At 44.9% G+C, this 26,116-nt stretch carries 28 protein-coding genes; 12 read left to right on the plus strand and 16 right to left on the minus strand.

Annotation, left to right across the window (positions count from 1 at the left end; translation table 11 throughout):
• From L6E24_RS05795 to L6E24_RS05815, 5 genes are all read right to left on the minus strand, one after another.
• On the minus strand, positions 1–513 hold the full coding sequence (locus tag L6E24_RS05795) for a TspO/MBR family protein (RefSeq protein WP_257743761.1): 513 nt from the start codon (positions 511–513) through the stop codon (positions 1–3).
• A 186-nt stretch (positions 514–699) separates the two neighbouring features.
• Complete coding sequence (locus tag L6E24_RS05800; protein WP_257743762.1) at positions 700–1,092, minus strand: Zn-ribbon domain-containing OB-fold protein; 393 nt, start codon at positions 1,090–1,092, stop codon at positions 700–702.
• A gap of 2 nt (positions 1,093–1,094) precedes the next feature.
• On the minus strand, positions 1,095–2,264 hold the full coding sequence (locus L6E24_RS05805; protein WP_257743763.1) for an acetyl-CoA acetyltransferase: 1,170 nt from the start codon (positions 2,262–2,264) through the stop codon (positions 1,095–1,097).
• Positions 2,264–3,310 carry a hydroxymethylglutaryl-CoA synthase gene (locus L6E24_RS05810; RefSeq protein WP_257743764.1) on the minus strand — a complete coding sequence of 349 codons (1,047 nt, stop codon included), beginning with the start codon at positions 3,308–3,310 and terminating at the stop codon, positions 2,264–2,266. Before L6E24_RS05810 ends, L6E24_RS05805 begins: the two co-directional genes overlap by 1 nt.
• Positions 3,311–3,312: 2 nt before the next feature.
• Complete coding sequence (locus L6E24_RS05815) at positions 3,313–4,014, minus strand: transcriptional regulator (RefSeq protein WP_257743765.1); 702 nt, start codon at positions 4,012–4,014, stop codon at positions 3,313–3,315.
• A 113-nt stretch (positions 4,015–4,127) separates the two neighbouring features.
• Here L6E24_RS05815 and L6E24_RS05820 point away from each other — a divergent pair, with 113 nt between their 5' ends.
• The 5 genes from L6E24_RS05820 (at position 4,128) to L6E24_RS05840 (ending at position 9,990) form a co-directional block, all read left to right on the plus strand.
• Entirely contained in the window at positions 4,128–4,799 is a 672-nt protein-coding gene (locus L6E24_RS05820) for a DUF120 domain-containing protein (RefSeq protein WP_257743766.1), read from the plus strand.
• Entirely contained in the window at positions 4,792–5,469 is a 678-nt protein-coding gene (gene ribB / locus L6E24_RS05825; protein WP_257743767.1) for a 3,4-dihydroxy-2-butanone-4-phosphate synthase, read from the plus strand. The genes L6E24_RS05820 and ribB overlap by 8 nt, the downstream gene beginning before the upstream one ends.
• A 518-nt stretch (positions 5,470–5,987) precedes the next feature.
• A complete protein-coding gene (locus L6E24_RS05830) occupies positions 5,988–7,157 on the plus strand; it encodes a PAS domain-containing protein (protein ID WP_257743768.1) in 1,170 nt (389 codons plus the stop codon).
• A 274-nt stretch (positions 7,158–7,431) separates the two neighbouring features.
• Entirely contained in the window at positions 7,432–8,580 is a 1,149-nt protein-coding gene (locus L6E24_RS05835; RefSeq protein WP_257743769.1) for an iron-containing alcohol dehydrogenase, read from the plus strand.
• A 261-nt stretch (positions 8,581–8,841) separates the two neighbouring features.
• Positions 8,842–9,990 (plus strand): PAS domain-containing protein, encoded by a 1,149-nt coding sequence (locus tag L6E24_RS05840; protein WP_257743770.1) that lies wholly within the window; start codon positions 8,842–8,844, stop codon positions 9,988–9,990.
• Between the two features lie 150 nt (positions 9,991–10,140).
• Here the strand turns inward: L6E24_RS05840 and L6E24_RS05845 are convergent, their stop codons facing one another.
• Both L6E24_RS05845 and L6E24_RS05850 read right to left on the minus strand, forming a co-directional pair.
• Positions 10,141–10,572: an FAD synthase family protein gene (locus tag L6E24_RS05845; RefSeq protein WP_257743989.1), complete on the minus strand. Its 432-nt coding sequence runs from the start codon at positions 10,570–10,572 to the stop codon at positions 10,141–10,143.
• On the minus strand, positions 10,569–10,940 hold the full coding sequence (locus L6E24_RS05850; RefSeq protein ID WP_257743771.1) for a Mov34/MPN/PAD-1 family protein: 372 nt from the start codon (positions 10,938–10,940) through the stop codon (positions 10,569–10,571). Before L6E24_RS05850 ends, L6E24_RS05845 begins: the two co-directional genes overlap by 4 nt.
• Before the next feature lie 209 nt (positions 10,941–11,149).
• Here L6E24_RS05850 and L6E24_RS05855 point away from each other — a divergent pair, with 209 nt between their 5' ends.
• Complete coding sequence (locus L6E24_RS05855; RefSeq protein WP_257743772.1) at positions 11,150–11,599, plus strand: universal stress protein; 450 nt, start codon at positions 11,150–11,152, stop codon at positions 11,597–11,599.
• 87 nt (positions 11,600–11,686) lie between these two features.
• Here the strand turns inward: L6E24_RS05855 and L6E24_RS05860 are convergent, their stop codons facing one another.
• Positions 11,687–13,123: a dihydropteroate synthase-like protein gene (locus tag L6E24_RS05860; RefSeq protein ID WP_257743773.1), complete on the minus strand. Its 1,437-nt coding sequence runs from the start codon at positions 13,121–13,123 to the stop codon at positions 11,687–11,689.
• Between L6E24_RS05860 and L6E24_RS05865 the strand changes: the two genes are divergently transcribed.
• Both L6E24_RS05865 and truA read left to right on the plus strand, forming a co-directional pair.
• A complete protein-coding gene (locus L6E24_RS05865; RefSeq protein ID WP_373021234.1) occupies positions 13,077–13,850 on the plus strand; it encodes a CehA/McbA family metallohydrolase in 774 nt (257 codons plus the stop codon). The two genes, L6E24_RS05860 and L6E24_RS05865, sit on opposite strands and share 47 nt — an antisense overlap.
• Positions 13,847–14,629 (plus strand): tRNA pseudouridine(38-40) synthase TruA, encoded by a 783-nt coding sequence (gene truA / locus L6E24_RS05870; RefSeq protein WP_257743774.1) that lies wholly within the window; start codon positions 13,847–13,849, stop codon positions 14,627–14,629. Before L6E24_RS05865 ends, truA begins: the two co-directional genes overlap by 4 nt.
• Before the next feature lie 105 nt (positions 14,630–14,734).
• On the opposite strand, the gene L6E24_RS05875 is transcribed toward truA, so the two are convergent.
• Complete coding sequence (locus tag L6E24_RS05875) at positions 14,735–15,649, minus strand: hypothetical protein (RefSeq protein ID WP_257743775.1); 915 nt, start codon at positions 15,647–15,649, stop codon at positions 14,735–14,737.
• Between the two features lie 99 nt (positions 15,650–15,748).
• Complete coding sequence (locus L6E24_RS05880; protein WP_257743776.1) at positions 15,749–16,381, minus strand: DnaJ domain-containing protein; 633 nt, start codon at positions 16,379–16,381, stop codon at positions 15,749–15,751.
• 168 nt (positions 16,382–16,549) lie between these two features.
• Here L6E24_RS05880 and L6E24_RS05885 point away from each other — a divergent pair, with 168 nt between their 5' ends.
• The 4 genes from L6E24_RS05885 to L6E24_RS05900 are packed head-to-tail and all read left to right on the plus strand — an operon-like array spanning position 16,550 to position 19,306.
• Positions 16,550–17,431, plus strand: coding sequence for a thiamine pyrophosphate-dependent enzyme (locus L6E24_RS05885; RefSeq protein WP_257743777.1), 882 nt, complete (start codon positions 16,550–16,552; stop codon positions 17,429–17,431).
• Entirely contained in the window at positions 17,425–18,537 is a 1,113-nt protein-coding gene (gene porA, locus L6E24_RS05890) for a pyruvate ferredoxin oxidoreductase (protein ID WP_257743778.1), read from the plus strand. Before L6E24_RS05885 ends, porA begins: the two co-directional genes overlap by 7 nt.
• Positions 18,537–19,064 carry a 2-oxoacid:acceptor oxidoreductase family protein gene (locus L6E24_RS05895; protein WP_257743779.1) on the plus strand — a complete coding sequence of 176 codons (528 nt, stop codon included), beginning with the start codon at positions 18,537–18,539 and terminating at the stop codon, positions 19,062–19,064. Before porA ends, L6E24_RS05895 begins: the two co-directional genes overlap by 1 nt.
• Positions 19,061–19,306 carry a 4Fe-4S binding protein gene (locus tag L6E24_RS05900; RefSeq protein WP_257743780.1) on the plus strand — a complete coding sequence of 82 codons (246 nt, stop codon included), beginning with the start codon at positions 19,061–19,063 and terminating at the stop codon, positions 19,304–19,306. Before L6E24_RS05895 ends, L6E24_RS05900 begins: the two co-directional genes overlap by 4 nt.
• Positions 19,307–19,359: 53 nt before the next feature.
• Here L6E24_RS05900 and L6E24_RS05905 read toward each other — a convergent pair whose 3' ends face one another.
• The 6 genes from L6E24_RS05905 to L6E24_RS05930 are packed head-to-tail and all read right to left on the minus strand — an operon-like array spanning position 19,360 to position 25,862.
• Positions 19,360–20,256, minus strand: a complete 897-nt coding sequence (locus L6E24_RS05905) for an ATP-binding protein (protein WP_257743781.1) — start codon at positions 20,254–20,256, stop codon at positions 19,360–19,362.
• A 15-nt stretch (positions 20,257–20,271) separates the two neighbouring features.
• Complete coding sequence (locus tag L6E24_RS05910) at positions 20,272–21,114, minus strand: 2Fe-2S iron-sulfur cluster-binding protein (protein WP_257743782.1); 843 nt, start codon at positions 21,112–21,114, stop codon at positions 20,272–20,274.
• Positions 21,111–22,796, minus strand: coding sequence for a (2Fe-2S) ferredoxin domain-containing protein (locus L6E24_RS05915; RefSeq protein WP_257743783.1), 1,686 nt, complete (start codon positions 22,794–22,796; stop codon positions 21,111–21,113). Before L6E24_RS05915 ends, L6E24_RS05910 begins: the two co-directional genes overlap by 4 nt.
• Positions 22,786–23,280: an NADH-quinone oxidoreductase subunit NuoE family protein gene (locus tag L6E24_RS05920; RefSeq protein WP_257743784.1), complete on the minus strand. Its 495-nt coding sequence runs from the start codon at positions 23,278–23,280 to the stop codon at positions 22,786–22,788. Before L6E24_RS05920 ends, L6E24_RS05915 begins: the two co-directional genes overlap by 11 nt.
• Positions 23,281–23,321: 41 nt before the next feature.
• A complete protein-coding gene (cooS, locus tag L6E24_RS05925) occupies positions 23,322–25,211 on the minus strand; it encodes an anaerobic carbon-monoxide dehydrogenase catalytic subunit (protein ID WP_257743785.1) in 1,890 nt (629 codons plus the stop codon).
• Between the two features lie 33 nt (positions 25,212–25,244).
• Positions 25,245–25,862, minus strand: coding sequence for a 4Fe-4S dicluster domain-containing protein (locus L6E24_RS05930; RefSeq protein ID WP_257743786.1), 618 nt, complete (start codon positions 25,860–25,862; stop codon positions 25,245–25,247).
• Positions 25,863–26,116: the final 254 nt, after the last annotated feature.

A 26,116-nucleotide genomic window follows, 5' to 3' on the forward strand; every position in this document is an offset into this window, starting at 1 on the left:
TTATAATATTACCGGATTCAGTATCACCACAGCGGTATTGATTGCAGTTGCAATTGTCACCCATGAAATGTACGGAATGAGAAGATACGAGACTTTCCGGTTATAATTCCACGAATATACTATCAGGTACAGTATTGCCAGCCAGAGAACAATGATACATATCAGCCCGGAAACAGGACTTTTAAGACCAAAGAAGAGATAACTCCAGAGTGCATTCAGAAACAGCTGAACGGCAAAGACTGCGGTAAGGATACGTGCTCTCCTGTCGGCAGCATCTCCGCTTAAGAGGAGATATAACGAGATTCCCATAAGCAGGTATAAAATATTCCAGACAACCGGAAATACAATTCCGGGCGGAGTAAACCAGGGTTTTATGAGTACTGTCTGATACCAGGAGTCAGGACCGGTCTCTGTAAAGAGGGACCCTATAAAACCTGCAAGATAACAGAGAATAACAGAACCGGCGAGGAGCGGAATATTTACGGATGAAATACTAAAATTACCTTTAGCCATAACATCAGAGTATAATATGCAAAGGGATATAGACTTTACCCGTGCAAAAACAGAACCTAAATTCAGAAAATAAATAATATTCAGATTAATATTGGATTTTCCCGGAAATTAATCCGGAAAAAAGAGGTTTATTTCTGTTAGGAGTTGGAGTTAATCCTTACTTTTTTTATTCTGAAAGCCGTTCATTTATTTATCCGGCACAAACTTGGTACCGTACACTATCGTTCCGCTCTCGCCGTCTGCAACAATCTTTCTGAAGGTCTGTTTGACAGGCATCCCGATGTAGATCTCATCAAGACCACATACAACAGGTGCTGTCATCCTTGTGCCTTCGTCAAGTTCAATGATTGCAACGGGGAAAGGTGCCTCACGATCATAGGGTGAACTTGCGGTTCTGACAATCGAGTATGTTACAACCTTTCCTGTGCCCTTAAATTTGTGCTCTACAACTTTGCCGTTTCTTCTGCATGTAGGACAGAGAGTCCTTGGCGGGAAGAAGTACGAGCCACAGGTCTCACACTTTGTTCCGAGCAGATTATATCTGTGTGGCTGTTTACGCCAGAATCGTGGTACAGACATATTCAGACCCTCCCGAAGATATTACAGACAACAGTCGCACCTGTGCCGCCGACATTATGGGCCATCCCAATCTCAGCACCGTCAACCTGCCTTCCGTTTGCCTCGCCTCTCAGCTGTTCAACGATCTCACAGACCTGTTTTACACCGGTAGCACCGACAGGATGACCGCAGGCTTTAAGGCCACCGCTTGGATTGATCGGCAGATCACCATCAAGTGCAGTATAGCCCTCTTCAGTAAGCCTTCCGGCCTCACCTTTCTTACAGAATCCAAGATCCTCAATAGCACAGATCTCAGCAATGGTGAAGCAGTCGTGAACCTCAACAAAGTCAATGTCCTTTCTCTCAAGCTTTGCCATATCAAATGCACGGTTTCCGGCAGCAACAGTTGCATCAAGTGTGCTTATATCGCGCCTGTCATGCAGTGCAAGTGTATCCGTTGCCTGCGTGGTTGCAAGAACCTTGATAGGGGTATCGGTAAACTCCTTTGCCCTCTCAAGCGGACATACAATAACTGCTGCTGCACCATCAGTTACAGGTGAGCAGTCCAGAAGCCTTAGCGGATCTGCCACAAGAGTGGATCTCATCACAGCTTCAATTGAGATCTCCTTTCTGAACTGTGCGATAGGATTTCTTGCACCATTGTAATGGTTCTTAACTGCAACCTGTGCAAGCTGCTCCCGGGTCAGGCCATAGCGGTGCATGTAATCCTTTGCAATCATTGCATACAATGAAGGGAAAGTAACTCCATAGATGCCTTCCCATTCACGGTCAGCAGCACCTGCAAGGGTATCAGTAGTCTCGCCGCCGCCGACATCAGTCATCTTCTCAACACCGGCTGCAATGACAATATCCTGCATACCGGATGCCACACAGGTCACTGCCTGCCTGAAGGCAAGACCACCGGAGGCGCATGCTGCTTCAGTCCTTGTTGACGGGATATGTGTTGTTGATGCCAGGCCGGAGTAGTCGGATATAAGTGCACCAATATGCTCCTGAAGAACAAAACGGCCACCACTCATATTTCCTACAAACATCTCATCAATCTGGTCGCCGTCAAGATTTGCATCCTCAAGTGCCTTTGCCCCTGCCTCAACGCAGAGTGACCTGAATGATGTATCCCACTTTTCACCGAATTCAGTGAGACCTATTCCAATAACTGCTACATCTCTCATTATTGCATCACTATTTTTCCTTTATGTTTGGCATACTGTGCATAGTCCAGATATACCTTGTCACTTAGCATATCTGCAACAGTGGGTGAAGCCTTCCGGTCTATCTCGGTCTCGATTGCATCGGTCACGGTTATGTCAAATGCGTCACTACCTGCACCTGATCCATATGAAGTGACAAAAATTCTGTCGCCCGGTTTTGCAATATCAAGGGTTGCTGAAAGTCCGACAGGGACAGCACCGGAATAGGTATTACCAAGTGTAGGAACAGCAAGACCGGGATTAATCTGTTCAGATGTGAATCCAAGCATTGCCGCTACACTCCTTGGGAATTTGGCATTTGGCTGATGGAAGACCGCATAATCGTAATCTGACGGTTTTGTTCCCATCTGCTCAAGCATCATCCTTGCTGCACCCTGAATGTGCTTAAAGTATGCAGGCTCACCGGAGAATCTTCCGCCGTGCCTTGGATATGCCTGTCCCTCTCTTCTCCAGAAGTCAGGTGTATCAGTGGTAAATGAACAGGTGTGGTTTATCTCCGCAATTACATCATCATTGCCGATGAAAAACGCAGCTCCGCCGGCAGCGGCTGTGTATTCAAGAGCATCTCCCGGCGCTCCCTGTGCAATATCAGTACCTATGGCAAGGCCACACTTGATCATGCCACTCTTTACAAGACCCATACAGGTCTGGATTCCGGCAGTGCCCGCCTTACATGCAAATTCATAATCTGCTGCCGTCATAACCGGAGTTGCACCTATTGCCTCACCGACTGTTACTGCCGTTGGTTTGACTGCGTACGGATGGGATTCACTGCCGACATAAACGGCACCGATGTCATCCGGATTTACATCCCTCTTTAACAGGGCATTTCTTGCAGCACTGACTGATATAGTAATTGTATCCTCATCAAGATCCGGGACGGACTTCTCCATCACACCGAGTCCGGCGGCAATCTCTTTGCCGTTTGCGCCCCAGACCCGTGCGATTTCCTCCGTTTTTATCCGGAATCTTGGGATATATGCACCGTATGTAATAATTCCTACCATGGTTATTCCCTCAGAATTTCAATGATCCTGTCAACTTCCATTTCAGTGCTCATGAGGGTGATCTTATCCTTTGCCGCAAGTTCAAAGACAAGCGGATGGATTTTATCGGTAGTAATACCCTGAAGAATCACTGCCCTTGGCTTAAAAGGAGTAACGCGGATCGCTATCATAGGCGATTTGCCTGTTGAAATATTTGTGAAAATCAACGCTCTCTCAGTACTCCACCCATAAATCTTGTTAAATTCATTGGAGGATAGCTGAGTTATTGCGTTGAGACTGTCAACAATTGTATATCCATAGATCCTGCATGAAGTATTTCCGGTAAGGAGCTGACACCCTATTGCGTCACTAAGAGTCCGGAGTGAAATAGAGGCATCATAGTCATGCATGTCATAAATAACTTCATCATCAAAATCACTGTAGAGAATCTTGGCATACTTCTTCATGTACCTGCCTCCATTCTCTTCATCGATTCTTAAAATTGCGTCAACAATCTTTCCAACAACAGCAGTACCGGGACTTTTGCGCCGTCCACCCTCATAATCGGAGATGACTGACGGAGAAACCTCAAGTTTATCTGCCAGCACACCCGGTGGTATATTAAAATTAAGCCTCCATTTTCGGAGGGCATCCCCGGGAGAATCAGACATTGTGATCTCTCCGGCCATCTTTTCGGCAAGCCGGTTCCGCAGTGCGGATTTCATACATAGATATGTGTCATTACTGATTAATATAATTAGCGAAGGGCACTTCGGCATTTCGCGAAGATAACAGAAAGGCAACCCATATATGGGATGACAACCAGATCTGATATTTAATGTCTCCGGCAGAGGACCTTGCACCCTTAAAAAAAATCGGACTTATGGGGGGAATAAGCAGTTCTGTAGCAATATCTTCCCAGAAGTTTGCAGAAGAACTTGGAACAAGCCCACAGACCGCATCAAGAAGACTGATCTCACTTGAAAATGAAGGATTGATAACGAGAACCATCAGGACAGACGGTCAGTATATAATGATAACAAAGAGTGGTGAGCACCTACTCAGAAAAGAATATGCCGATTATAAAAGTATTTTTGAGAGAGAAACAGGCTACTTCAGATTAGAAGGAAAAGTTGTCAGCGGGCTTGGAGAGGGGAGATATTACGTTAGCATACCGGAATATCTGATCCAGTTTAAGGAGAAACTTGGATTTGAGCCGTATCCCGGAACGCTTAACCTGAAACTTGATCCGGCAGGTACTGAAGCCAGAAGAAAACTTAATAACCTGAGATGGACTGAGATCACCGGATTTACATCCAATGACAGAACTTTTGGAAGTGCAGGCTGCCTTAAATGCAGCATAGGCGGCCACATGTGTGCAATAATCGTGCCCGGACGATCACATTATCCCGAAGATACTGTGGAGATAATCTCTGAAGTAAGACTCAGAGAAGAAGAGGGACTGACAGACGGAGATATAATTACAGTAGAGGTTGAATACAATGATTGATAAAGCAGTAAAAGCACTAAAAGACGGAGAAATAATTCTTATTTTCGATTTTGATGATCGCGAGGGAGAAACAGATTTTGCAGTACGATCAGACGCAATAACACCTGAGATCATAGCAAAGATGAGAAATGATGCAGGAGGACTGATCTGCACAGCAATTGAAGGCAGAATTGCAGAAAAACTGGGCCTTCCCTTTGCAGGCGATGCACTGTCCGGCACAAACCTTGTTGAAAAGATAGGAGATATACCATATGACTCTGCAAACCACTCGTCCTTCTCTCTCTTCCTCAATCACCGCGGCACATTTACCGGAATAACAGACAATGACAGAACCCTGACTGCCAATAAGCTTGCAGAACATGTAAAAATGGCTGCAAACGGTGGGAACACAACATTTGCTGACGAGTTCAGGACACCCGGACATATGGCAACACTGAGGGCAAACGACAGACTTCTTGATCAGAGAAGAGGGCAGACTGAGCTTTCAATAGCACTGGCAAACATAGCAGGCATTACACCATGCGTAACAATATGCGAGATGCTGGATGACAATTCCGGAAAGGCACTTACAAAAGATGACGCTAAAAAATACGCAGAGGAACACGGCCTTGTATTTATTGAAGGATCTGAGATCGTAGAATACTGGAACAAAACCAAAAACAGCCAATAACCCACAAATCCTTTTTTTACCAGGAATAACAGCATATTATTGCCATCCGGAAGATAAAACCAGGCATCCGGGATACAATAATGTATGAAATCTCCGTATTTTAAGCTTAGAAGATACATACTGCATGACATCGTAATATCAGCAGGAGGAAGCATAAATTCCGGCAGAATTTAATAGATCATGAGAGACAGACATTAATAGATCATGACGGATATATATCCGGATTACAGAGATCAAAAGAAAAACTAAAATATATCCGGATTACAGAGATCAAAAGAAAAACTAAAATATATCCGGATTACAGAGATCAAAAGAAAAACTAAAATATATCCGGATTACAGAGATCAAAAGAAAAACTAAAATATATCCGGATTACAGAGATCAAAAGAAAAACTAAAATATATCCGGATTAAAACAATAAATCAGAATAAACGGCAATAAACATTAAGATAAATACCAGTAAATAATCAGTAAATTATCCGTATCCAAACGACATTAGGAGATATACCCATAATATCATGCCTGAAAATAAAAAAGAGAATGATTCCTCCGATAATAATACATTATCCCGGAATGAACTAAGAAAAATTATAATAGGCACAGAGGAAAATTCATTCAGAAAAAATTATTATCCTCAGCCTCATGAGAGACATACAGAGATGGAAAGATTCCGCAATCTCTTAGACAGGGTCAATGAATACATAGTAATAGTCAGGGCTGAGGACATGAGAGTTGTCGATCTCAACCAGTCTGCCTGCAAATATTTTGGGTATAAAAGAGATAATATTGCAAGCCTCAGCCTGACCGACCTTATACAGATTCCGGATAACAACACAAAAATAAACACCATTGAATCAGATGAGATAATAACACCTGAAAAATCCATCCTGCGTAAGAGAGACGGCAGCACATTCATTGCCGAATACACCATTAATGAGGTATTTTTTGGACCCAGCAGACATCTTGTGATCATTGCCAGAGACATCACAGATAATGAAAAAATGCACTCCTTAATCAGTGAATCAGAATACCATTACAGAGTCACAATAAATTCCATACCTGATGAGATGGTGGTTGTGGACAGCGACTTAACTATTACAATCTGCAACACTGCATTTGAGAAATTAACAAAAAAACACGGATATAAGGGAGAAATTATCGGAAAATCACTGATGGATGTTGCACCACACCTTACAGGAAAATATGGTCTGGAGTATAAATATGTATTCAGATCAGGTGTGAGACTTGATACAACCCTCAGAATTGAAAATGGCAGCAAAATAAAAATATATGAAGTAATAAAAACACCGGTAAATGAAAAGGGAAATGTGGGAAAGATAGTCACCCTGTTAAGAGACAGAACAAAGCACCATGAACTCGAAGATATAAAAAAAGAGGCATTCCTGCAGATCGAGAAGAACATGGAGCAGTTTGCTATATTAAATGATCATATACGAAATCCCCTTCAGGCAATTGTCGGACTTGCAGATCTGGAAGGGTCGGAATTTTCCTATAAAATAATTGACCAGGCAAAAGAGATCGATGAAATTGTTAAAAGACTTGATTCAGGGTGGATTGATTCAGACAAGGTCAGAGAGATGCTAATCAGACATTATGGAATGAAAGTCCATAAAAAACAGAACCTCTCTCCGCCGACAATATCAGAGAAAAAATCTCCAAAATCCTAAAATTAATATAATCCAATTCTACCAGAACAAACCCTTTTGACCGCGCATATTATGTACAGGTTTTACAGATCAATACTCCCGGAAGATCAGAAAACAATTAGCATACGGAAAAATATTGCAGAATAAAGCATCTTTCAGTCAGATAAAATATTCCTGAAAGAAAAAACTGGAAATATTCCTCCTCATTCAGACCAGAGGAGGAAAATAATTCCCAAAAGGTTAACCGGTATAAAGACACCAAAATGATCTAGGAAAAGGCATGCAGGATGAAATAATGGGGGAATTAAGAAAATTTGTAAGCCCGGAATTTATCACCGGAATTAATTCCAGAGCTTTTGCCGGCAGATATGCAAAAAATTTCAAGGCGGAAAGGGTGCTGCTTACAGTAGATCCCTCTGTATTTACTCTTGACTGGATGGAAAGCATTTTACAGAGCCTTGATGATGAAAAAGTGGAATATGTACCATTCTCTGAAATCACTGAAAACCCCAAGACATATGAGATAATGAAAGGGGCATCATTATTCCGTAAGAAGAAATGTGACGGAATTGTTGCTGTGGGAGGAGGAAGCACACTTGACTGTGCAAAGGGAATAGGAATTGTTGCTGCAAACGGGGGAGATATTACCGATTATATAGGAGTTGATCGCGTATCCATTCCAATGCCCCCCCTCATATGCATCCCGACAACGGCGGGAAGTTCAGCAGATGTATCCCAGTATGCAGTCATCAGTGACAATAAATATAAAAAACTTGTAATCTCCAAATCAGTGGTCCCTGATGTATCCCTTCTTGATCCACAGACCCTGATGACACAGCCGGAAAATGTGACATACTGTAGCGGAATTGATGCACTCTTCCATGCAATAGAAGCATTCTGCTCAAATGGTTCTTCAAAGGTTACCGACATCTTTGCATTAAAAACAGTTGAAGAGTTGTCATCCGGACTTGTGGAAGTTGCAGAAGATCCCTATAATCCGGAACTCAGGGAAAAAACAATGTTTGCAAGCCTCTATGCAGGACTTGCCTTCTCAAATGCAGGTCTTGGCCTCATTCATGCAATGTCACATTCCATAGGCGGACTTCTTGATATCTCCCACGGAGTAAGTTCAATGCTTACAGCCGGCCCTGTAATCAACTATAATTACAGTTTCTGCCCGGAAAAATACAGGAAAATATCGGCTGCAATGGGAATTGATGAATCCCGTCTCTCCGATACAGAACTGAAAGAGGCACTGATAAGTGCCATATATGATATTGCCGGAGAATATACTACCCATATTATTAATAATTTCAGGCTGGAGAGGGAACCTGAGGATATAATTGTCAAGAGAACCCTGAACGACCCCTGCATTGCCACAAATCCCGGTATTCCGGATGAAGATGCCATAAGGCAGATCTGGAGAGAAGTTTCAGGGAGATAATATACAGGAATATACAATTTTATATTTTTTTCAGCCGGAAAGTTACTGATTCCGGAATATATACGAAATTTAAGGAGATAAAATAGAGATTAAGGACGATTCAGCATACAAATCTATCCACAATCTGACAATTAATATATACCCAATTACAAAAAGTAAAACAGGTACAGCAAACATATAATACATAATATAACAATCTCTGCACCAGCTTAAAATCCCGGGAAAAAAAGCAAAACCAGTCAATTCAGGTAAATTCAGAAGATGAAAGAGAATAATTACGGAAATAACCTTGAAGAAGTGAGAAAAGGAATTATCGGCCTTGGTGAAGCTTCAATCAGGAAAAATTATTATCCGGCACTTCTCGACAAGCAAAAAGAACTTGAGAGATTCAGGGCAGTAATAGAACAGACTCCAGATCTGGTCTTCATAGTGTCATGTCCGGGCGGTGAGATAATTGATGCCAACCACATGGCAATGGCCTCAACAGGGCTGTCCAGTAAAGATCTGACTATTGCAAAGATTGGTGCAATACTTGAACTCGATGATAAAATACCCATTGAAATCAGGCTTAACGCTGAATGCAGAGAGTCTGAAATATTAAGGGGTACACTGAAAATTCAGGCAGACGGGAATATAGATAAAATACCCGTGGAGGTAAGCCTGGGCACATCAAAATACGGCGGCAGGATCTTTGCAGCAGCGGTATGCAGGGACGTTACCGTGCAGAGAAAGATGGAAAGGGCAATTCTTGAATCTGAACTTCAGTTAAGAATAACTATCGATGCAATACAGGACGCAGTTGTTGTACTTGACCATGATTTAAGAATTGTACTCTTTAATGACAGTTTTGCAGACCTTTACCTGAAATGGGATGCCGGGAATTTAAAACCGGGCATAAGACTAAATTTATTCTTAGAGCCAATTACAGAACAGGATATATCCAATGTCAGGGAACTCTTACTATCAGACGACATTCTTAATTTTGCCAGAAAAGTAAATGCCGGAGACGAAACAGCTGTATATGACATCAAAAAAATTCCTATTCTTGATTCCGGCAGAGTAGTTCAGACCGTTCTTGTGATCAAAGATGTCACAGCAGAACAGCTTACGGATCAGATTAAAAAGGAAGCTTTTGAGCAGATAGACAGAAATATGGAACAGTTTGCTATCTTAAATGACAACATAAGAAACCCGCTTCAGGCAATATCCGGAATTGTAGATTTAAAAGATCCTGAACTCTCTGAAAAGATCATGCCATACATATATGAGATAGACAGTATTGTAAAAAAACTTGACATTGGCTGGCTTGAATCTGAAAAAGTCAGGAAGATGATTGCAAAACATTATGCTGTATCATTAATCGACAAAAAAGACATCAGAGAAGTCATCAATTATCTGGACCTGCATTAATGATGGTTTTAAGGATTGCAGGCCATAAAATAAGTGAAAACAGTATAGAGAACAAATCCTATACAGACAACAATTTTGTGCCTGGACTCTCAACTAAGGAATAATATAATAAATCTTGTGAAAAAAATACCTGCTCAGGCATGGAGCAGTTCAATCCACACCATTGCATCTTCTGATTAGAATCTCTTCCATAATATTTCTGGAACTGCAGAAACCCTCACCCTCATAGGCTCCGACTCTGACAACATCGGCCCTTATGCCCCTCTCTTCAAGAGATTTTTCCAGATTTTCTATATTGAAATACTGATTAAATCCGATTGTAATAATATCGGGATCTATCTCCTCAATGGGCAGGAACATATCATTATTGTCGCCAAGTCGTGCATAATCCACCGTTTTTAAAGCTGAAACCATCGTTAACCTCTGAGTTTCAGGAACGACGGGTTTTGGCTTATGCTTAACGTTGACATCACGCGCAATGATGACACTGAGATGATCACCAAGATTTCGTGACTCCTCAAGATAGAAGAGATGCCCCGGATGAAGTATATCAAATGTCCCTGTTGCAACGACTTTCTTTATGGTACCACCTCAGGATCTGCCAAACGCCCGTCAGCCCTGAAACATCTCCACCCGGAGAGATCATAAGGCGGCCCGACGATGATATGCCACCTTCCTGACGCGGGGAAAAATCTCAGATCTGCATCTGAAGGTCTCAACGCACCGGACGGGTGGGAATGCGCACTTCCGGCATTATTGGTGGACAGCGGGAGCATATACTGGGAAAAACTGGCACTCGTCCGCCCGGTAATAGTTCCGGGTGCAAGCTCAAATTCGTCAATAACCCCGTCATTTATCTTAAGCAGGGCGAGAAACTCATCAGGATGCTGACTTTTACCAAGCGCAAGAAGTGTCTCGATCAGTTCCTTCTTTATTTTAATATCAGGCATCTGTACCCTCAAATATTAAACCTGCTGAATAATTACTCTTGCGAAGCATATCAGAACAAAGATGAATATTTTCGGAGATTTCTTAGGAAACGAATGCAGAATAACCTGAGTGAATGACTCCGTCATTTTAAAAATATTCAGAATAACAAATAATAGTATATCAGGCAATTTATGAAAGACTTATTAAGAATAATCCATTACAGATGACTATGTATTCAAAAATTCTGGTTGCAGTTGATGGATCAGAAACATCCATAAAAGCGCTTTCAAAGGCAGTTGAATTAGCAGAGGGTTGGAATGCAGAAGTACATGCAGTATATGCAATTGATCCGGGTATATACGGCACATCTGTTGTTGACCCTTCAGTCGGAGTCATAGATCCCACATCAGAAAGAATATTTAAGATGCTCAATGAAGAGGGAAAAAAGGTCATTGATAAATGTCTTAAAGTATCAGAATCTGCCGGATACAAGGTAAATTACCAGATCAAAATCGGAGATGCAAAAGATACAATAACAGACCTTGCAGAAGAGTTAAAAGCTGACCTCATAGTTATAGGATCAACCGGAAAAGGTATAACAAGACGCCTTCTTCTTGGAAGTGTAAGTTCATACGTTGTCACTCACAGCAAAATATCGACTCTTATTGTAAGAGGCTGAGTTTAGAAGAGAGATAGAAGGACAAATTATACGGAGTGAACTAAATTTCCGGATAATTAAAAATTCATACTATTCTCCAATAACGAATCAGAAATGACCGTCCTGCTCAAAACTGCGCCCGAATCGTAATGCAAGTTCTGCCTTATAGAGTTCTTTGCCAAGATATGCAGCATGATCCAGCAGCGAAACTTTACCGGATTTTATAATCTCATAAAAAACATCCTCCCAGCGATCTCCGGTTACTGCTGCGCCGTCGTTCACCGCAATAATTCTGCCGTCAACTATGCCTATCCTGAAGTTGCCGCATGGATCGAAAGTCACATTATCAGGCATCTTATCTGCTTCTTTTATACTGCTGTACTCAGGTTCAGGCTCACGCCTCTTTCTCTTCTCCTTAATACAGAAGAGATCGACTCCAAGATCCTTAGGATAAGGTCTATCTGAGGCAAGGTGCATCATCTCCACCGCCCGCCTCATCTCGGAAACAGAACCGGCAGTCTTGTCAGAATGCTCACTCGTAAAGACTATAGCCGCCTTAGCCTCCATCGCAAGTGAAGAGAGGAGGGCATTGACCCCTATTGAATCAGCATCAATAAGCTCGGTCACATTTCCGGCACCGAAGAACAACGGGCATCTGCCCTCTTCAGAGCGATTATATGCGGCAATATCGCCAAGAGACTCTAACAGACCCGAACCTGCGGGCTGCAAAAGCGGATCTGCAATTATATTTTCAATACCAAAATTACGTGCAGACCGGATATTTTCCGGAAGGGATTTTTCGCCCGGAACAACAACTGCCGCAACACCGGACTTTGCAACCTCTTCTGCAACCAGAGGGATATTTTTCTCCTGAAGTGAGAGAATAATATCAGCATAGGGAAGCGCGGCACGGATGAGTGCAGGGTCCTGTGTGTCTGCCGCGCAGATGACCGGAATGCCACATTTTCTGACAAGCTCAAAAGTCCTCCTGACATCTTCAGGCGTTGCATCAAAGCCAAATCCGAGGTCTATTATGTCTGCGCCGGATCTATGATATCTCAGAACAGCGGAGATGAGAACAGGATTTTTATGGGCATCCATAATCTCTGCCAGAACTTTTATCCGGGAACTGCCGCCGATCTTAAGACCATTTACTGTAAAATCACAGTTCGCAGCAGACTCAAGAGTTTCAAGCTTACTGTAAGCTTCCTGTTTTCTGGATGAGGATATAATCTCGTCTGCCGGAATTTTTGTGGAGAGTTCAATATTACCGATCATTGAGAGAACCATGCCGAGATCTGCCGCATGCCTTGGTCCAAGATATACAGGCACACCTGTCCGCTCATATATGCCGGAAAAGTCCGCAGTGCACATTCCGGATATGATAACCATACCATAATCACCTGTCCGGATCAGTTTTTCAAGCTTTGAAGGTGTCAGAAAAGAGGCAATTTTTCCTGTAACCCGTACATCCACATCAAAACCTTCTGAAGCCTTCATGACAGTATCATATGCCGCTTCTCCGGTTGGAAGTAGTATGCGCATAACACTTCAGTTAAGTAATCCAATGAAGAAAAATACTATTGATCTGATGCTTAATTGTGATCTGCATATTCACACTGATTATTCACGCGATGGTGAGAGCAGTGTCGAAGATATAATTGCAAGGGCTGTAAAAACAGGACTTGACGTAATTGCAATAACCGATCATGACACCATCGAAGGTGCCTTAAAAGCGGTTGAATATGCCAGAGAGTATTACCCGGAACTTCTGGTGATACCGGGAATAGAGATATCAACAAAACAGGGACACCTCCTTGCACTGGGAATAACAGAAGCAATACCGCCAAAGATTGACTTTGAAGAGACGGTTAAAACCGCGAGAGAAAAAGGAGCCTTTCTGATACTGCCGCACCCCTTCCACCAGTGGCGGCACGGTGCTGCACTGAAGGTTAAGGATGCAATCAGAATTGTTGACGCTGTTGAATCTTTCAACAGCCGTTACATATTCGGCACTGCGAACAAAAAAGCGGAGAGGAAGGCTGCTTATTTCAATAAAACCTGTGTCGGCGGGAGTGACGCACACAATGCAAAATTTGTCGGTTACGGAAGAACAATAATTGACGCAGAAAAGAATCAGGAATCTGTATTTTCTGCAATAAAAGAGGGAAATGTGGAGATCATGGGCAAAATGACCCCAATCAGAAGCTATACCAGGCAGTCTTTCAGAAATACCAGAAAAAAAATTATCAGAAGAGTTTACAGAAGATGAAAATTGCCTTAAAACTGGGTTATTTCGGGGATAATTTCTATGGGTCACAGCAGCAGTCCGGCATAAGGACAGTTGAGGGGGAATTCATAACAGCCTGCACGGAACTTGGTCTGATCAAAGACAGGAAGAGTTCAGGATTTTCAATATCAGGCAGGACTGACAGGGGGGTGCATGCAAGATGCCAGATATGCTCATTTTTCACCGACCATCCTGAAAGGGCAGTATATGCCATAAATGAAAAACTTCCGGGTGACATCTGGTGCAACGCATATGCAGAGGTGGATGAGTCATATAATCCCAGATATGATGTTTTCAGCCGGAAATACAGGTATTACTTCTATGAAGACGGGCTTGACCTTGAAAGTATGCAGAAAGCTGCAGAATACATAAAAGGTGTGCATGATTTCACATCCTTTGCAAAAATAAAGGGCAAAGATCCGGAGAGGAAAATTCTTGATACAGGAGTATTTACTGACGGGGAATATACTGTCTTTGAGATAGAGGGGCACAGTTTTTTATGGAATATGGTGCGCTGCCTATCATACGCCCTTAATCTCTGTGGAAAGGGACTATTAAGCCCCGATGATATAAAATATTCACTTGACAATCCAGGAAGGCCGAGATATCCCGCAATGCCTCCGGAGGGGCTTTTATTGTGGGACCTTAAAACAGAAGCTGAATTTAACCCGATGGTTGCAGGTGGAAAATCACTGGAATTCAGAAAGGAAGAGAAGAGAAAACTGGCGCAGGGCAGGAAAATTCTTGAAGTGATAAATTAAGGCAAAAATAAGAGAATAACTGTTTACCAACGGTTACAGCCCAGATTGAATATAAAATAGAGAACCGACAGGGGACTGTACCCCTGTCAGCCGGAACGATTTTTATCAGACCGGAGTTATATCCACAGACCCGGGCTTGAATATCCCAACCATCCATGAGGGCACAGGTGCTGAAGTCTTTGCAATTATCAGGAAATCATCCTTGTTCGTAACGACTCCGCGATATGTTGCAGTTATCTGATAATCGCTGTCAAAGAGCGCCATCCCAAACATACTTATTGTTATATGCTTCGCAGGGTATGTTGCACTCTCTCCAAGCGCCATCGTTCTCCTTACATTATCAATCATAAGAATTGCAGAATCACCGCTGCTTATAGCTGTTACAGGAACGCCTGCGAAGTCCAGGTTTGTGTTATCCGGAAGCCTGACATCATACTGTGCACTGTACGAAAGAGGATAGCCGTATGCTTCAAGATGATCATTGCCGGAAATCAGGGATATATATCCGGCAGCGAGAACTGCAACAATGAGCACAACCACAATGAGAATATTTCTCCCGGTATGACCCGCCTTTCTGCCTTCCTCTTTCTGCTTCTTTAAGATCTCCTTTTCAATCTCTTTACGCTTCTTCTCTTCCTCAGCTTTCTTCCTCTCCTCTTCACGCGCCCACTCATCACGCTCTTTATCTTTTTTTGCTTCCTCAGCCTGCCTTTCAGCCTCAAGCCTTGCAAGCTCCTGCTCCTTCTTCTTCTCAGCCAGCAGGCGCTCCTCCTCAGCCTTCTTCTCGGCTTCTATAGCTTCATATTTTCTGGCCTTTTCAGCCATATCACCATCATTCTTCTCTTTTTCAAGGCGCTTCCTCTCATCCTCACGGATCTTTTCAAGCTCCTCCTCTGTCAGACCCTCTTTATTCTCCGGAAGCGGTTCAACGCCTTTATCTTCATCAGAAGGCAGTTTTACAGCCTCGCCCACTTTTTTTGTTAATCCTTCAATTGATTTTTTATCAGGTAGTTTCACCATAAATCACCTCTGAAAATTCAGGTTTATTTAAGAATATTTAAGCTTATTGAGTAATGGCAGATATATCTTTCCGGTTTATCTGCCAGAATCACTGAACAGTCACATCTCCCTGATGAGATAACTCTCACCATCTATGACAACATACTCAGATCCACCCTGTATGTAATGTTCTGCATCTGTTACGACAGTTTCAGCACCGTCTATCATAAAACGCTCAGTCCCTTCATGAGTAAACCTCAGAATACCTCCCGTATCTATGAGCCTGTCATTGTAAACAATATAATCGTGATCGCCGGTGATAATATGACGGGCACGGGACATTTCAATCTCCTCACCATCAATCAGGAACTTCTCAGGCTTTTCAGAGTAATACTCATAGTCAGCCATGAGTGAGTATTCATCCTTACCGCCTTTTGTGCCGCCCCTGTCGTATGATGATTCATCACCATAATCCTCCCCGGAAAATCTGCGGCCCCCGCCGGCACCATAATCACAAGCATCTTCGCCTGAATCACCGCCGTTCAGCCTTAATGAATGGTCGTAATCCCGGCGCATTTCCGGCTCAGAAAGAACCCCGTAGGCTTCAGTAATCTTCAGAAAGAGAAGCTCCGCATTTGGATGTGTGGATATATCCGGATGAAAAGCCTTTGCAAGGCTTCGGTACGCACTCATAATCTCTTTTTGGGATGAACCTGAAGGAACACCAAGAATTTCATAATAGTTCTGCGCCATAAAATACTCCGCTTATTCCTTATCGCACCGGAATTATAAGTAAATTCCCGGATCATAAATCTGAAATCCCCCACCGGGCATCAAAGAATCACTTCGCTAATATTAATCAGACACCCAAGCCAAAATATCATTATAAATTATGACAAATCTTAAAGAGAGGTTTTAATATTGGCAGAAATTCCGGAAGAGGAATATATTCTTAAAACGACATCGGCATGTGCCGGATGCAGTGCATCCCTGATACTCCGGTATGTCACAAAAGCCGCAGGACCTGATACAGTTCTTGTAGTCCCTGCGTGCTGTACAAGTGTAATCCAGGGGATTTACCCTGATACCGCAATGAACATCCCTGTTTACAACGTTGCATTCGCTTCAGCGGCTGCTGTTGCATCGGGAATGAGTGAGGCATTCCGTGCCGAAGGAAAGGACACAAATGTGATCTGTTTTGCAGGTGACGGCGGTACGGTGGATATAGGAATACAGGCGCTGTCAGGTGCGCTTGAGAGGGGCACTGATTTCCTGTATATCTGCTATGACAACGAAGCATACTCAAATACAGGCATGCAGCGTTCAGGCGCAACGCCACTCGGTGCAAGAACGACCACAACTCCGGCCGGAAAAACAGAGTTCAGGAAAGACCTGGATGCAATAATTGCCGCACATAATCCGGTATATATGGCAACCGCATGCAGCGCCTATCCTGATGACCTGTATAAAAAGATTAAGAAGGCACTCTCAGTTCCGGGCCCGAAGTTCATGCACGTGCTCGCGCCATGTCCCCCCGGATGGAGATATCCGTCAGATAAGACGATTGATATGGGAAAGCTTGCCGTTAAATCCGGCATGTGGGTACTGTACGAGAGAGAGAACGGAAAACTGAGCATCACAGGTGCATCAAAGGCAGCAATGGTGAAGAGAATTCCGGTACTGGATTATATTAAGGTCCAGGGCAGGTTTAAGACAGCCACAGAAGAGGACATTGAGGCATTGCAGAAGAGCGTTGACCTTGGGATTGAGAAACTGAAGAAGGAGGCTGAAGGAATATGCTGACCATCGCAACCGGAAATAAGGCAGTTGCAACTGCTGTAAGGGATGCAAAGCCAAAGGTTGTCGCTGCATACCCAATTACACCCCAGACAGAAATAGTTGAGAATATTGCAGATTTTGTCTCTTCAGGAGAGCTTGACTCACGATATATTCCTGTCGAGTCAGAGCACTCCTCAATGGCAGCATGTATGGGTTCATCAATTGCAGGTGTAAGGACCTTCACAGCCACATCATCGCACGGACTGGTATATATGTGCGAGATGCTCCATATGGTTGCAGCCGCAAGACTGCCTATTGTTATGGCAAATGCAAACCGTGCACTCGGCCCCGGATGGAATGTCTGGGCTGAACATTCAGATTCACTCTCCATGCGTGATACCGGATGGCTTCAGGTCTATGTATCAACCGTGCAGGAGGCATATGATGCAACCCTGATGGCATTCCGTATTGCTGAGGACAATGATGTCCTGCTGCCAGTCATGGTAAACCTTGACGGTTTCCTGCTGACACATATCATGCAGGGCTTTGAGACCGTTGAATTAGGAGATTTCATCCCGGAAACTGACCTGCCGCATAAGATCGATGTCAACAATCCGGGAGGATACGGTACGCTCACCCCGCCAAATGAGCACTTTAAGTTCAGGTGGGACATTGAACGTGCACTTCGCGACTCAGTCAGGATCATTGAAGAGACTGAGAGCGAATTTGAGAAGCGCTTTGGCAGAAAATACGGCATGACCGAGGACTACCGCACTGAAGATGCAGTGGTTATCATCGTTTCCATGGGCACTCTTGGCAAAGAGATGGAAGTTGCAGTTGACAGCTTAAGAGAAGAGGGTATTAAAGCAGGTTCTGTCAGAATACGCTGGTACAGGCCGTTTCCGGACCTGAAAAGCAGGCTTGAGGGCCGGGACATTGTTGTAATAGACCGCGACTATTCATTCGGATTTGGCGGAATTGTTGCCAATGAGATCAGGGCAAAGTGCAATGTTAAACCTTACTCAGTCATTGCCGGACTTGGCGGACAGGAAGTGACATATGATGACATCGCAGAATTTGTCAGGGACAGAAAAGCAGATTCTGAATTCTGGTTTGGGGTGAATGAATAATGTATGAGATAAGACTTCATTCCAGAGGCGGCCAGGGCGGAGTAACAGCAGCAAAACTCCTTGCCCATGCCGCATTCCTTGACGGCAAGAACGCAACCGCAGCACCGTTTTACGGCGCAGAGAGACGTGGTGCTCCGGTAGTATCCTTCATCAGGATTGACGATAAGCCGATTAAGATCTATTCACAGATAAGAAAACCTGATCTGGTAATCGTTCTTGACATGGGCGTTATGGACACGGTAAATGTCCTTGACGGACTGAAGGAGGGTGGAAAGGTGCTAATTAACAGTCCGAATCCTGCTGAATTTGAAGGTTATAAGACCTACAATGTCGATCTCACAAATATCGCACTATCGCTCGACCTGATTGTATCCGGAAGTCCGATTCTTAACACCCCTCTTCTGGGCGCTCTTGCAAAAATGGGATTAGTATCAAGGGAATCTGTAAGAACAGCAATCAAAGAGGCATTTAAGGATGAAAGAAATGCAGAGGCAGCCATGAAGGCATATGAGGAGATGAAGATATGAGCGCAAAACTTGCTATTTCAAGGCCGAAAACCGGTGCTGTCGGCAAGACTGGATCATGGAGGACTTTCAGGCCGGAAATTGACCTGAATCTCTGCAATAAATGCGGTAACTGTGAAAAATTCTGCCCGGACGGAGTCATTGATAAGGAATATAATATCGACCTTGACTTCTGCAAAGGCTGTGGAATCTGTGCAGATGTCTGCCCTAAGAAAGCCATAACAATGGTCAGGGAATCCAAATAAAAAAATAATTTTTTTGCATAGATAACTATGCCTTTCCGGAGGGCAGTTCAGATTCAGACTTTTTTAGTCCCGTAATTTTCAAGCTTCTCCTGAATGTCCATAACTCCGGTTATGAACGAAGAACCAGGATCTCCGGATAGCATTGGTCTGACATCAGGTTCACATTCCAGCAGTTCCTCTTCATACGGAATAATGAACTGCTCTGTGAAGAGATCAAGGGTGTCACCGAGAATATCCTGCACTTTTGTGATGTCACGCTCTGACCTGACACGGTTGATTACCAGATGGATATAGGGGATGCCAAGATCCTTAGCAAGCCGGGCAGAATGCTTCACCACTGATACGGCATTGAAGGTGGGATCGGTTACAAGCAGAGCCTGATCAAACCCTTTTGCAATGGCACGCCCGAAATGCTCCACACCCGCCTGAGTGTCCATCAGAATGACTTCATTCTCCCTGAGATTGATGTACCTGACGACAGATTCAAGCAGGGCATTTTCCGGACATAAACATCCGGTTGCCGCCTGAACAACTGTTCCCATGACAAGAATGTTCACTCTCTCCGGCCCTTTAACACCAAAGCGCTCCACAACATCAGTCACATCAGGATTGAGCTTAAGCATAAGCCCCCAGCCTTCACCGGGGCGTGCACCTGTCTTCTCCTCGACATAATCAAGGTTATGGGTAAGCGGCACAATCATATCACTCTCTTCCCGCGGTACACCTATGGCATACGGCAGGTTCATCTGAGGGTCTTCATCAACTGCAAGTGTCGTGAACTCCTTCTCCGCGAAGAGATGGGAAAGAAGGGCAGTGATGGTAGTCTTCCCGACACCCCCCTTTCCGGTGATCACAACCCTGAATCCCTCTTCAGGCACTTTTTCTGTATTGTCCCTGATTGTATTCGCAGTATTGGTTATTCTCTTCCGCTCTGTTTTACTGTCGCACATATTAGTTATCTCTCCTCAGCGTCTGTTGGATGAAGCTGAAATCTCCTTAATGGCAATATTTCTGCTCCGGCATTTTGGGCACATCTCCTGAATATTCTTTGACAGAGGCGGGTTTATCTTTGCATACACCTTTTCAGCAAGGAGATCAGGCAGATAGTAATTCCCACATACAGGGCACTCTCTCATCTTCACCTTAGTCTCACCCCAGGACTTCATAATCCGCTCATCACCGGAGTCCCCGGTCACAATGGCATGGGTAGGGCAGACTGAAACACAGGCTTTGCAGCCGAGGCAGTCAGAATTCTCACCGGAAAAAGGTGTGCTGACCACAGTATAAGGCCCGCGGTTCACAAACGAAATTACACCTGCGCCTATTATCTCATTGCATACCCGGACGCAGAGACCGCAGAGAATACATTTGTTACCAAGCGGATCATCCTTATCGGTCTTCTTAAAAAACCGTGTCTTTGTAACGCCATAACGGGCTGCCAGTGATTTTATGACCTCAGACTTCGGAGCTTCTGCAAGATAAAGTTCCAGAATCATCCTTCTGTGGCGGAGAATCTCAGGTGAGTCAGTAACAACCTCAAGTCCGTCTTCTGCCCGCAGAGTGCATGAAGTCACCATCTCACTTCTGTCCCTGCATCTCTTCTCAACCATACAGAGCCGGCAGGCACCATAAGGTGAGAGTGATGCCTCATAGCAGAGGTGAGGAATCTCAATGCCCTCCCTTATAGCCACTCCAAGCATAACCTCGCCTTTCTTAGCCGGATATTCACGTCCATTGATAATGACAGTGACATCCTCAGAACTCTTCTTCAGCAGTTCTTCAGTACTGCATACTGTATTATCCGTCATAATTTCACCAGCGAATCATATTCTCCCCTGAAATATTCAAGTGTAGTCAGTACGGGATTTGGCGCAGTCTGACCAAGTCCGCAGAGTGAGGTTGCTGCAATTGTCTCAGAGAGTGACTTTAAGGTATCAAGATCCTCAGCCGTCCCTTTACCTGCAAGAATCCTGTTGAGAAGAATAAGCGTATGCTTCAGTCCCTCACGGCAGGGGATACATTTCCCGCACGATTCTCCGGTTGCGAAACTGATGAAGTAACGGGCAATATCAACCATGTTGGTGTCCTCATCCATAACGACAATTCCACCGGAACCCATAATAGAACCTATTGCATTCAGACTCTCAAAATCAACAGTCGTATCAAAGAGCCTGAGAGGGATGCACCCCCCTGACGGCCCTCCGGTCTGCACAGCCTTAACAGCCTTTCCGTCTGCACCGCCGTTTCCGATGTCAAATACAATCCTCTTTAAGGTTGTTCCAAGCGGCACCTCCACAAGTCCGACCTTCTCAACATCACCAACGAGGGAGAATACTTTTGTGCCGGAATTCTTCTCAGCACCGATATTTCTGTACCATTCACTGCCGTTTTTAATTATCACCGGAACATTGCACCAGGTCTCAACATTGTTGAGATCAGTAGGTTTTCCCCAGAGTCCGGAGTCAGTGAGACGCGGCGGGCGTGGATGTGGTCTGCCGGTTCTTCCTTCAATAGACGCAACAAGTGCCGTTGATTCACCACATACGAAAGCACCGGCCCCGGTTGCAATCTGAATGTCAAATGAAAAATCAGTACCGAATATATTCTCTCCAAGAATGCCCAACTCACGTGCCTCTGCAATGGCGTGCTTAAGTCTCCGGATAGCAAGAGGATACTCTGCCCTGATGTAGATTAGACCCTCATCAGTGCCGATGGCATAGGCACCAAGAATCATACCCTCAATGAGCATATGGGGATCACTCTCCATCTCATTGCGGTTCATGTACGCACCGGGGTCCCCCTCGTCGGCATTGCAGATGATGTACTTCTTATCGCTCTTCTTCTCTTTTGTTATCCGCCATTTCAGACCGGCGGGAAAACCTGCACCACCCCTGCCGCGAAGACCGGATTTCTCCACCTCTTCAAGGACAGTGTCCGGCTCCATATTCCGAAGAGCATTATAGGCAGCCGAATAACCGCCGACAGCAAGGAATTCATCAATATCCTCCGGATTTATAATGCCGGCATCCCTGAGGATCACCTTCTTCTGCTGCCCGAAAAACGGGATCTCATCATAGAGCGGGATCTCATCAAAGCCCCTGCCATATGTGATATTATGCCCCATCAGGTGATCCCACTCTTCTATCCGGCAGAGTGCCTTATCATGTGGAACTGTTCCGGAGAGGACAGCATTCAGGATATCATCACAGTCCTTCACGCTCACCCTGTTAAGAAGAACAAGAGGCTTTCCCGGATGTGCAACTGTGACAATCGGTTCTTCGCGGCAGTAGCCTATGCAGCCGGTTGGGACAAGTGAAAGATCAGGATTTCTCTTTTGGATACTCTCCCTTAGGCGCTCATATATTGCAGTCCCGCCAACCGCCGCACCGCAGGTTGCAAGCCCTACTGTGATGCGTGGAATATCGGGTTTTAGTTTTTTCAGCCCGGAATTTTCCCGGTTGATTATCCCGACAGGCAGTTCAGTCTTCATCTCTCCTCCATCCGTACTCTTTCAGAATTGTCGGGAGAGCCTCAGGTTTAGCATAACCGTAGAGGTTATTGTCAACCCTTAGAACCGGTGCAATACTACAGGCTCCGAAACACCGGGCGATCTCCAGTGTGAAGGCATTGTCATCAGTGGTGACAGGTTCTCTCTTCTCCTCAGTAATTCCCACAGGAAAACCAAGCAGCTCTTCAAGATTTCTGAGAATCTCACCTGCACCCTTAACATGACAGGCAGTACCCATACAGACGGTAATCCTGTGATCACCAACCGGCTCCAGGCTGAAGAATGAGTAGAAGGTTACAAGACTGTAGAGCTGTGAGAGATGAACATTCAGTTTACCTGAGAGCATCTCAAGTGATTCACGCGGGATATAACGCTCCTCATTCTGGATATCACTCAGGATACCAAGAAGCCTCCCTGATGGTGAATCATACCTGGAAATTATTTCATCCAGTGTTTTCTCATCCATAATATCTTCTCCGTTAAAAAAATGGAACTGATATTTTCTCTTCAGATTCCAAGCGCTGTTCTTTTGCGTTCGATCTCCGCCTCTAAAAGGTCAGCGGCAAGGACGGGATCAGGCTCCACAGCAAATGAGGCATTGACCACATCCTTTAATGTTACTGCCAGGAGTTTGAGAACATTCGGACTTCCGAAGATCTTTGGCGGTATGCCAAGAACTGTGTACACACCTGATGAGACAAAGTATGTCCCGATAGAAACAGCCTTTTGTGAGTACCATTCAGGCGCAGCACCGCCAAGCGGCAGATCGCCAATTCCGACACCAAGTTCATCTGCAACATGGGCAGCGAGCACCAGTATTCTTGAACAGTCAACACATGAACCCATATGCAGGACAGGCGGGATGCCGAGAGAATTGCATACAGCTTTTAGCCCGTCTCCCGCCAGATCAGCAGCCTCAGGGACTAAAAGTCCTGCTTTTCCGCTTGCAATTGCAGCGCATCCGGTCTCGACAACGAGGATATCCCTTTTGATAAGTTCCTTTGCAAGTGTTATATGGCCGTAGTCATGTCTGATCTTCGGGTTGTTGCAGCCGACAATACCGACAACACCTTTGATACTGCCTGCGACAATGGCATCAATGAGCGGTTTGTATGTGCCGCCCAGTGCCTTTCGGATAGCCTCCTCAGAAAATCCGGCCATGAGCTGAATCGGCTTTGAGGGAATCTTAACCCTGCCGTGGTTGCGGTTGGGGTAGTTTTCTATTGCTGCCCGGACGATCTCCTTTGCAGTGTCAAGACCTGTCTCCGGATGGAACTCTTTATAGGTTGCACCCTGCACCTTTGATTTCTCACTGGTTGAGATTACTTTTGTATGGTAGCAGCCGGCCGTATGAGTTATGGACGGGAATATGCACTGGTAATCTATGACCATCACTTCAACAGAACCGGTTGCAATAGCAAGCTCCTGATCGAGCATATTGCCTGCGATCGGAATTCCGTGGCGCATCAGCAGTTCATTGCCGGTGCAGCACATGCCTACGAGATTTATGCCCTTTGCGCCCATCTCTTCTGCATATTTGATCAGCTCAGGATCTTCAGCTGCCTTAACAATCATCTCGGAGAGAACGGGATTGTGCCCATGCAGCACCACATTAACTTTGTCATGTGAGAGCGTGCCGAGGTTTGCCCACGATGTTACAGGTGTGGGAGTGCCAAAGAGGATATCAGACCCTTCAGTGGCCATCATAGATCCACCCCAGCCGTCAGAGAGGGATGTCCTCATTGCATGCAGGAGAATGTTCACATAGTCCGCCCCGACACCCATGTGAATCCTGTGCATGGACTCCACAATTTCACGGTCAACACTACGCGGGTATATGCCTGCATCCTTCCAGAGCTGTTTAGTCTTCTCCGGTGCCCTCTCAACAAGCTGAATGCTGTTCTTGAGGGTTCCGTACTCCTCAAGCATGGCGCGGGCAAGATCCTCTGCAACTGCTTCCTTCTGCCTCCCTTCTGTTTTTATGCCGTACTCCTCTGCTATGGATTTAAGCTTCTCCTCATCAGTTATCTGATAACCCTGTGACTTTCCTTCGGCTGTCTCCAGTAAAACCTCCAGCACTTCACGTCCATGGTCAGAATGAGCCGCAGCTCCGGTTGAGAGATCGTCAAGCATATTTCGTGCAACAATCAGATCAGCAGTAGCCCCGCAGACACCCCTGTCCGGTTTTTTGCCAAACGGCTCAATGCGGCATGGTCCCATCGTGCACCTGTTGCAGCAGACACCAAGCTGCCCAAAGCCGCACTGCGGCTGCTGGCATTCAAGCCTGTCCCAGGCGGTCTCAACGCCATCTTCTATTGTTTTTACTATTATCTCCTGGTCGGCTGCATCCAAAGCTCTCTTTTCAGCAATCTTCTTTGCCTCTGATGTATCATACATTTCAATCACCATCTGTTACAGAAATTAAATTTATCACGCAGTTTCTTCCCTCGTCTCAGCTATCTTTTTCATAATATTCCGGAATGCAGCGATGTTCTCCGGAATTTTGGGAACTTCGACATCAGTTCCGGCAGACTTAATTATCCGCATGGAAAAGTCCTTTCTGCTGACCCGGATAAGCTCGTTGGCATCACCGAATTCAAGCGCACCGGTCTTGCATGCCTCGGCACAGGCTGGGATTCTGCCATCCTTCTGCCGCTCTATGCAGTTGTCACACTTGGCATTGACTTCACGATCATTATCTGTCTGAAAGACATTCTGAAACTGAATGATGCCAAACGGACATGCCATGGCACAGACTGAGCAGCCGATGCACTTTGCATAGTCAATTGCAACAGTGCCGGTATCCACGTCACGGTACAGTGCTTCAGTAGGACAGACCTGCATACAGGGAGCAGGGTCACAGTGCCTGCACCGGTTGGGAAAAGTCAGATAGTTTATTGCCGGTTCAACGTAGATTCGTGGTTTTGACACAGGATCTTCTACAATCGCATCGAAGAGATTTTTACTCTCTGCATGCTCAATAGCACATGCAACTTCACAGTGCCTGCACCCGATGCACAGTTCAGGCCTTACAAAAACAGTTTTCATTATTTAATTGCCTCCCATCTGCCAGCAGATGTTGTCATGCTCAGCACAGCACTTCTGGTGGCCAACATTGGGATTTATGCAATTAATAAGGATAATACTTTGGGTCACACGGCTAATGGCCCTAAACACTGATTACAGAACCGGAGAAGATGATACAGCCGGATGATTTTTCTGTGAACAGAACAAAAAAATGTGAGATGGGTTAAATACATCTATATATGTAAAATCCTGAACTTATGGATCAGTGACTCTCA

Source organism: Methanoplanus endosymbiosus, from assembly GCF_024662215.1.
Classification (GTDB): domain Archaea; phylum Halobacteriota; class Methanomicrobia; order Methanomicrobiales; family Methanomicrobiaceae; genus Methanoplanus; species Methanoplanus endosymbiosus.

Bases quoted from the DNA above. Each gene is read 5' to 3' on its own strand.
- L6E24_RS05795 (WP_257743761.1), bottom strand. From the start codon at position 513: ATGGCTAAAGGTAATTTTAGTATTTCATCCGTAAATATTCCGCTCCTC.
- L6E24_RS05800 (WP_257743762.1), bottom strand. From the start codon at position 1,092: ATGTCTGTACCACGATTCTGGCGTAAACAGCCACACAGATATAATCTG.
- L6E24_RS05805 (WP_257743763.1), bottom strand. From the start codon at position 2,264: ATGAGAGATGTAGCAGTTATTGGAATAGGTCTCACTGAATTCGGTGAA.
- L6E24_RS05810 (WP_257743764.1), bottom strand. From the start codon at position 3,310: ATGGTAGGAATTATTACATACGGTGCATATATCCCAAGATTCCGGATA.
- L6E24_RS05815 (WP_257743765.1), bottom strand. From the start codon at position 4,014: ATGAAATCCGCACTGCGGAACCGGCTTGCCGAAAAGATGGCCGGAGAG.
- L6E24_RS05820 (WP_257743766.1), top strand. From the start codon at position 4,128: ATGTCTCCGGCAGAGGACCTTGCACCCTTAAAAAAAATCGGACTTATG.
- ribB (WP_257743767.1), top strand. From the start codon at position 4,792: ATGATTGATAAAGCAGTAAAAGCACTAAAAGACGGAGAAATAATTCTT.
- L6E24_RS05830 (WP_257743768.1), top strand. From the start codon at position 5,988: ATGCCTGAAAATAAAAAAGAGAATGATTCCTCCGATAATAATACATTA.
- L6E24_RS05835 (WP_257743769.1), top strand. From the start codon at position 7,432: ATGGGGGAATTAAGAAAATTTGTAAGCCCGGAATTTATCACCGGAATT.
- L6E24_RS05840 (WP_257743770.1), top strand. From the start codon at position 8,842: ATGAAAGAGAATAATTACGGAAATAACCTTGAAGAAGTGAGAAAAGGA.
- L6E24_RS05850 (WP_257743771.1), bottom strand. From the start codon at position 10,940: ATGCCTGATATTAAAATAAAGAAGGAACTGATCGAGACACTTCTTGCG.
- L6E24_RS05855 (WP_257743772.1), top strand. From the start codon at position 11,150: ATGTATTCAAAAATTCTGGTTGCAGTTGATGGATCAGAAACATCCATA.
- L6E24_RS05865 (WP_373021234.1), top strand. From the start codon at position 13,077: ATGACAGTATCATATGCCGCTTCTCCGGTTGGAAGTAGTATGCGCATA.
- L6E24_RS05860 (WP_257743773.1), bottom strand. From the start codon at position 13,123: ATGCGCATACTACTTCCAACCGGAGAAGCGGCATATGATACTGTCATG.
- truA (WP_257743774.1), top strand. From the start codon at position 13,847: ATGAAAATTGCCTTAAAACTGGGTTATTTCGGGGATAATTTCTATGGG.
- L6E24_RS05875 (WP_257743775.1), bottom strand. From the start codon at position 15,649: ATGGTGAAACTACCTGATAAAAAATCAATTGAAGGATTAACAAAAAAA.
- L6E24_RS05880 (WP_257743776.1), bottom strand. From the start codon at position 16,381: ATGGCGCAGAACTATTATGAAATTCTTGGTGTTCCTTCAGGTTCATCC.
- porA (WP_257743778.1), top strand. From the start codon at position 17,425: ATGCTGACCATCGCAACCGGAAATAAGGCAGTTGCAACTGCTGTAAGG.
- L6E24_RS05895 (WP_257743779.1), top strand. From the start codon at position 18,537: ATGTATGAGATAAGACTTCATTCCAGAGGCGGCCAGGGCGGAGTAACA.
- L6E24_RS05900 (WP_257743780.1), top strand. From the start codon at position 19,061: ATGAGCGCAAAACTTGCTATTTCAAGGCCGAAAACCGGTGCTGTCGGC.
- L6E24_RS05905 (WP_257743781.1), bottom strand. From the start codon at position 20,256: ATGTGCGACAGTAAAACAGAGCGGAAGAGAATAACCAATACTGCGAAT.
- L6E24_RS05910 (WP_257743782.1), bottom strand. From the start codon at position 21,114: ATGACGGATAATACAGTATGCAGTACTGAAGAACTGCTGAAGAAGAGT.
- L6E24_RS05915 (WP_257743783.1), bottom strand. From the start codon at position 22,796: ATGAAGACTGAACTGCCTGTCGGGATAATCAACCGGGAAAATTCCGGG.
- L6E24_RS05920 (WP_257743784.1), bottom strand. From the start codon at position 23,280: ATGGATGAGAAAACACTGGATGAAATAATTTCCAGGTATGATTCACCA.
- cooS (WP_257743785.1), bottom strand. From the start codon at position 25,211: ATGTATGATACATCAGAGGCAAAGAAGATTGCTGAAAAGAGAGCTTTG.
- L6E24_RS05930 (WP_257743786.1), bottom strand. From the start codon at position 25,862: ATGAAAACTGTTTTTGTAAGGCCTGAACTGTGCATCGGGTGCAGGCAC.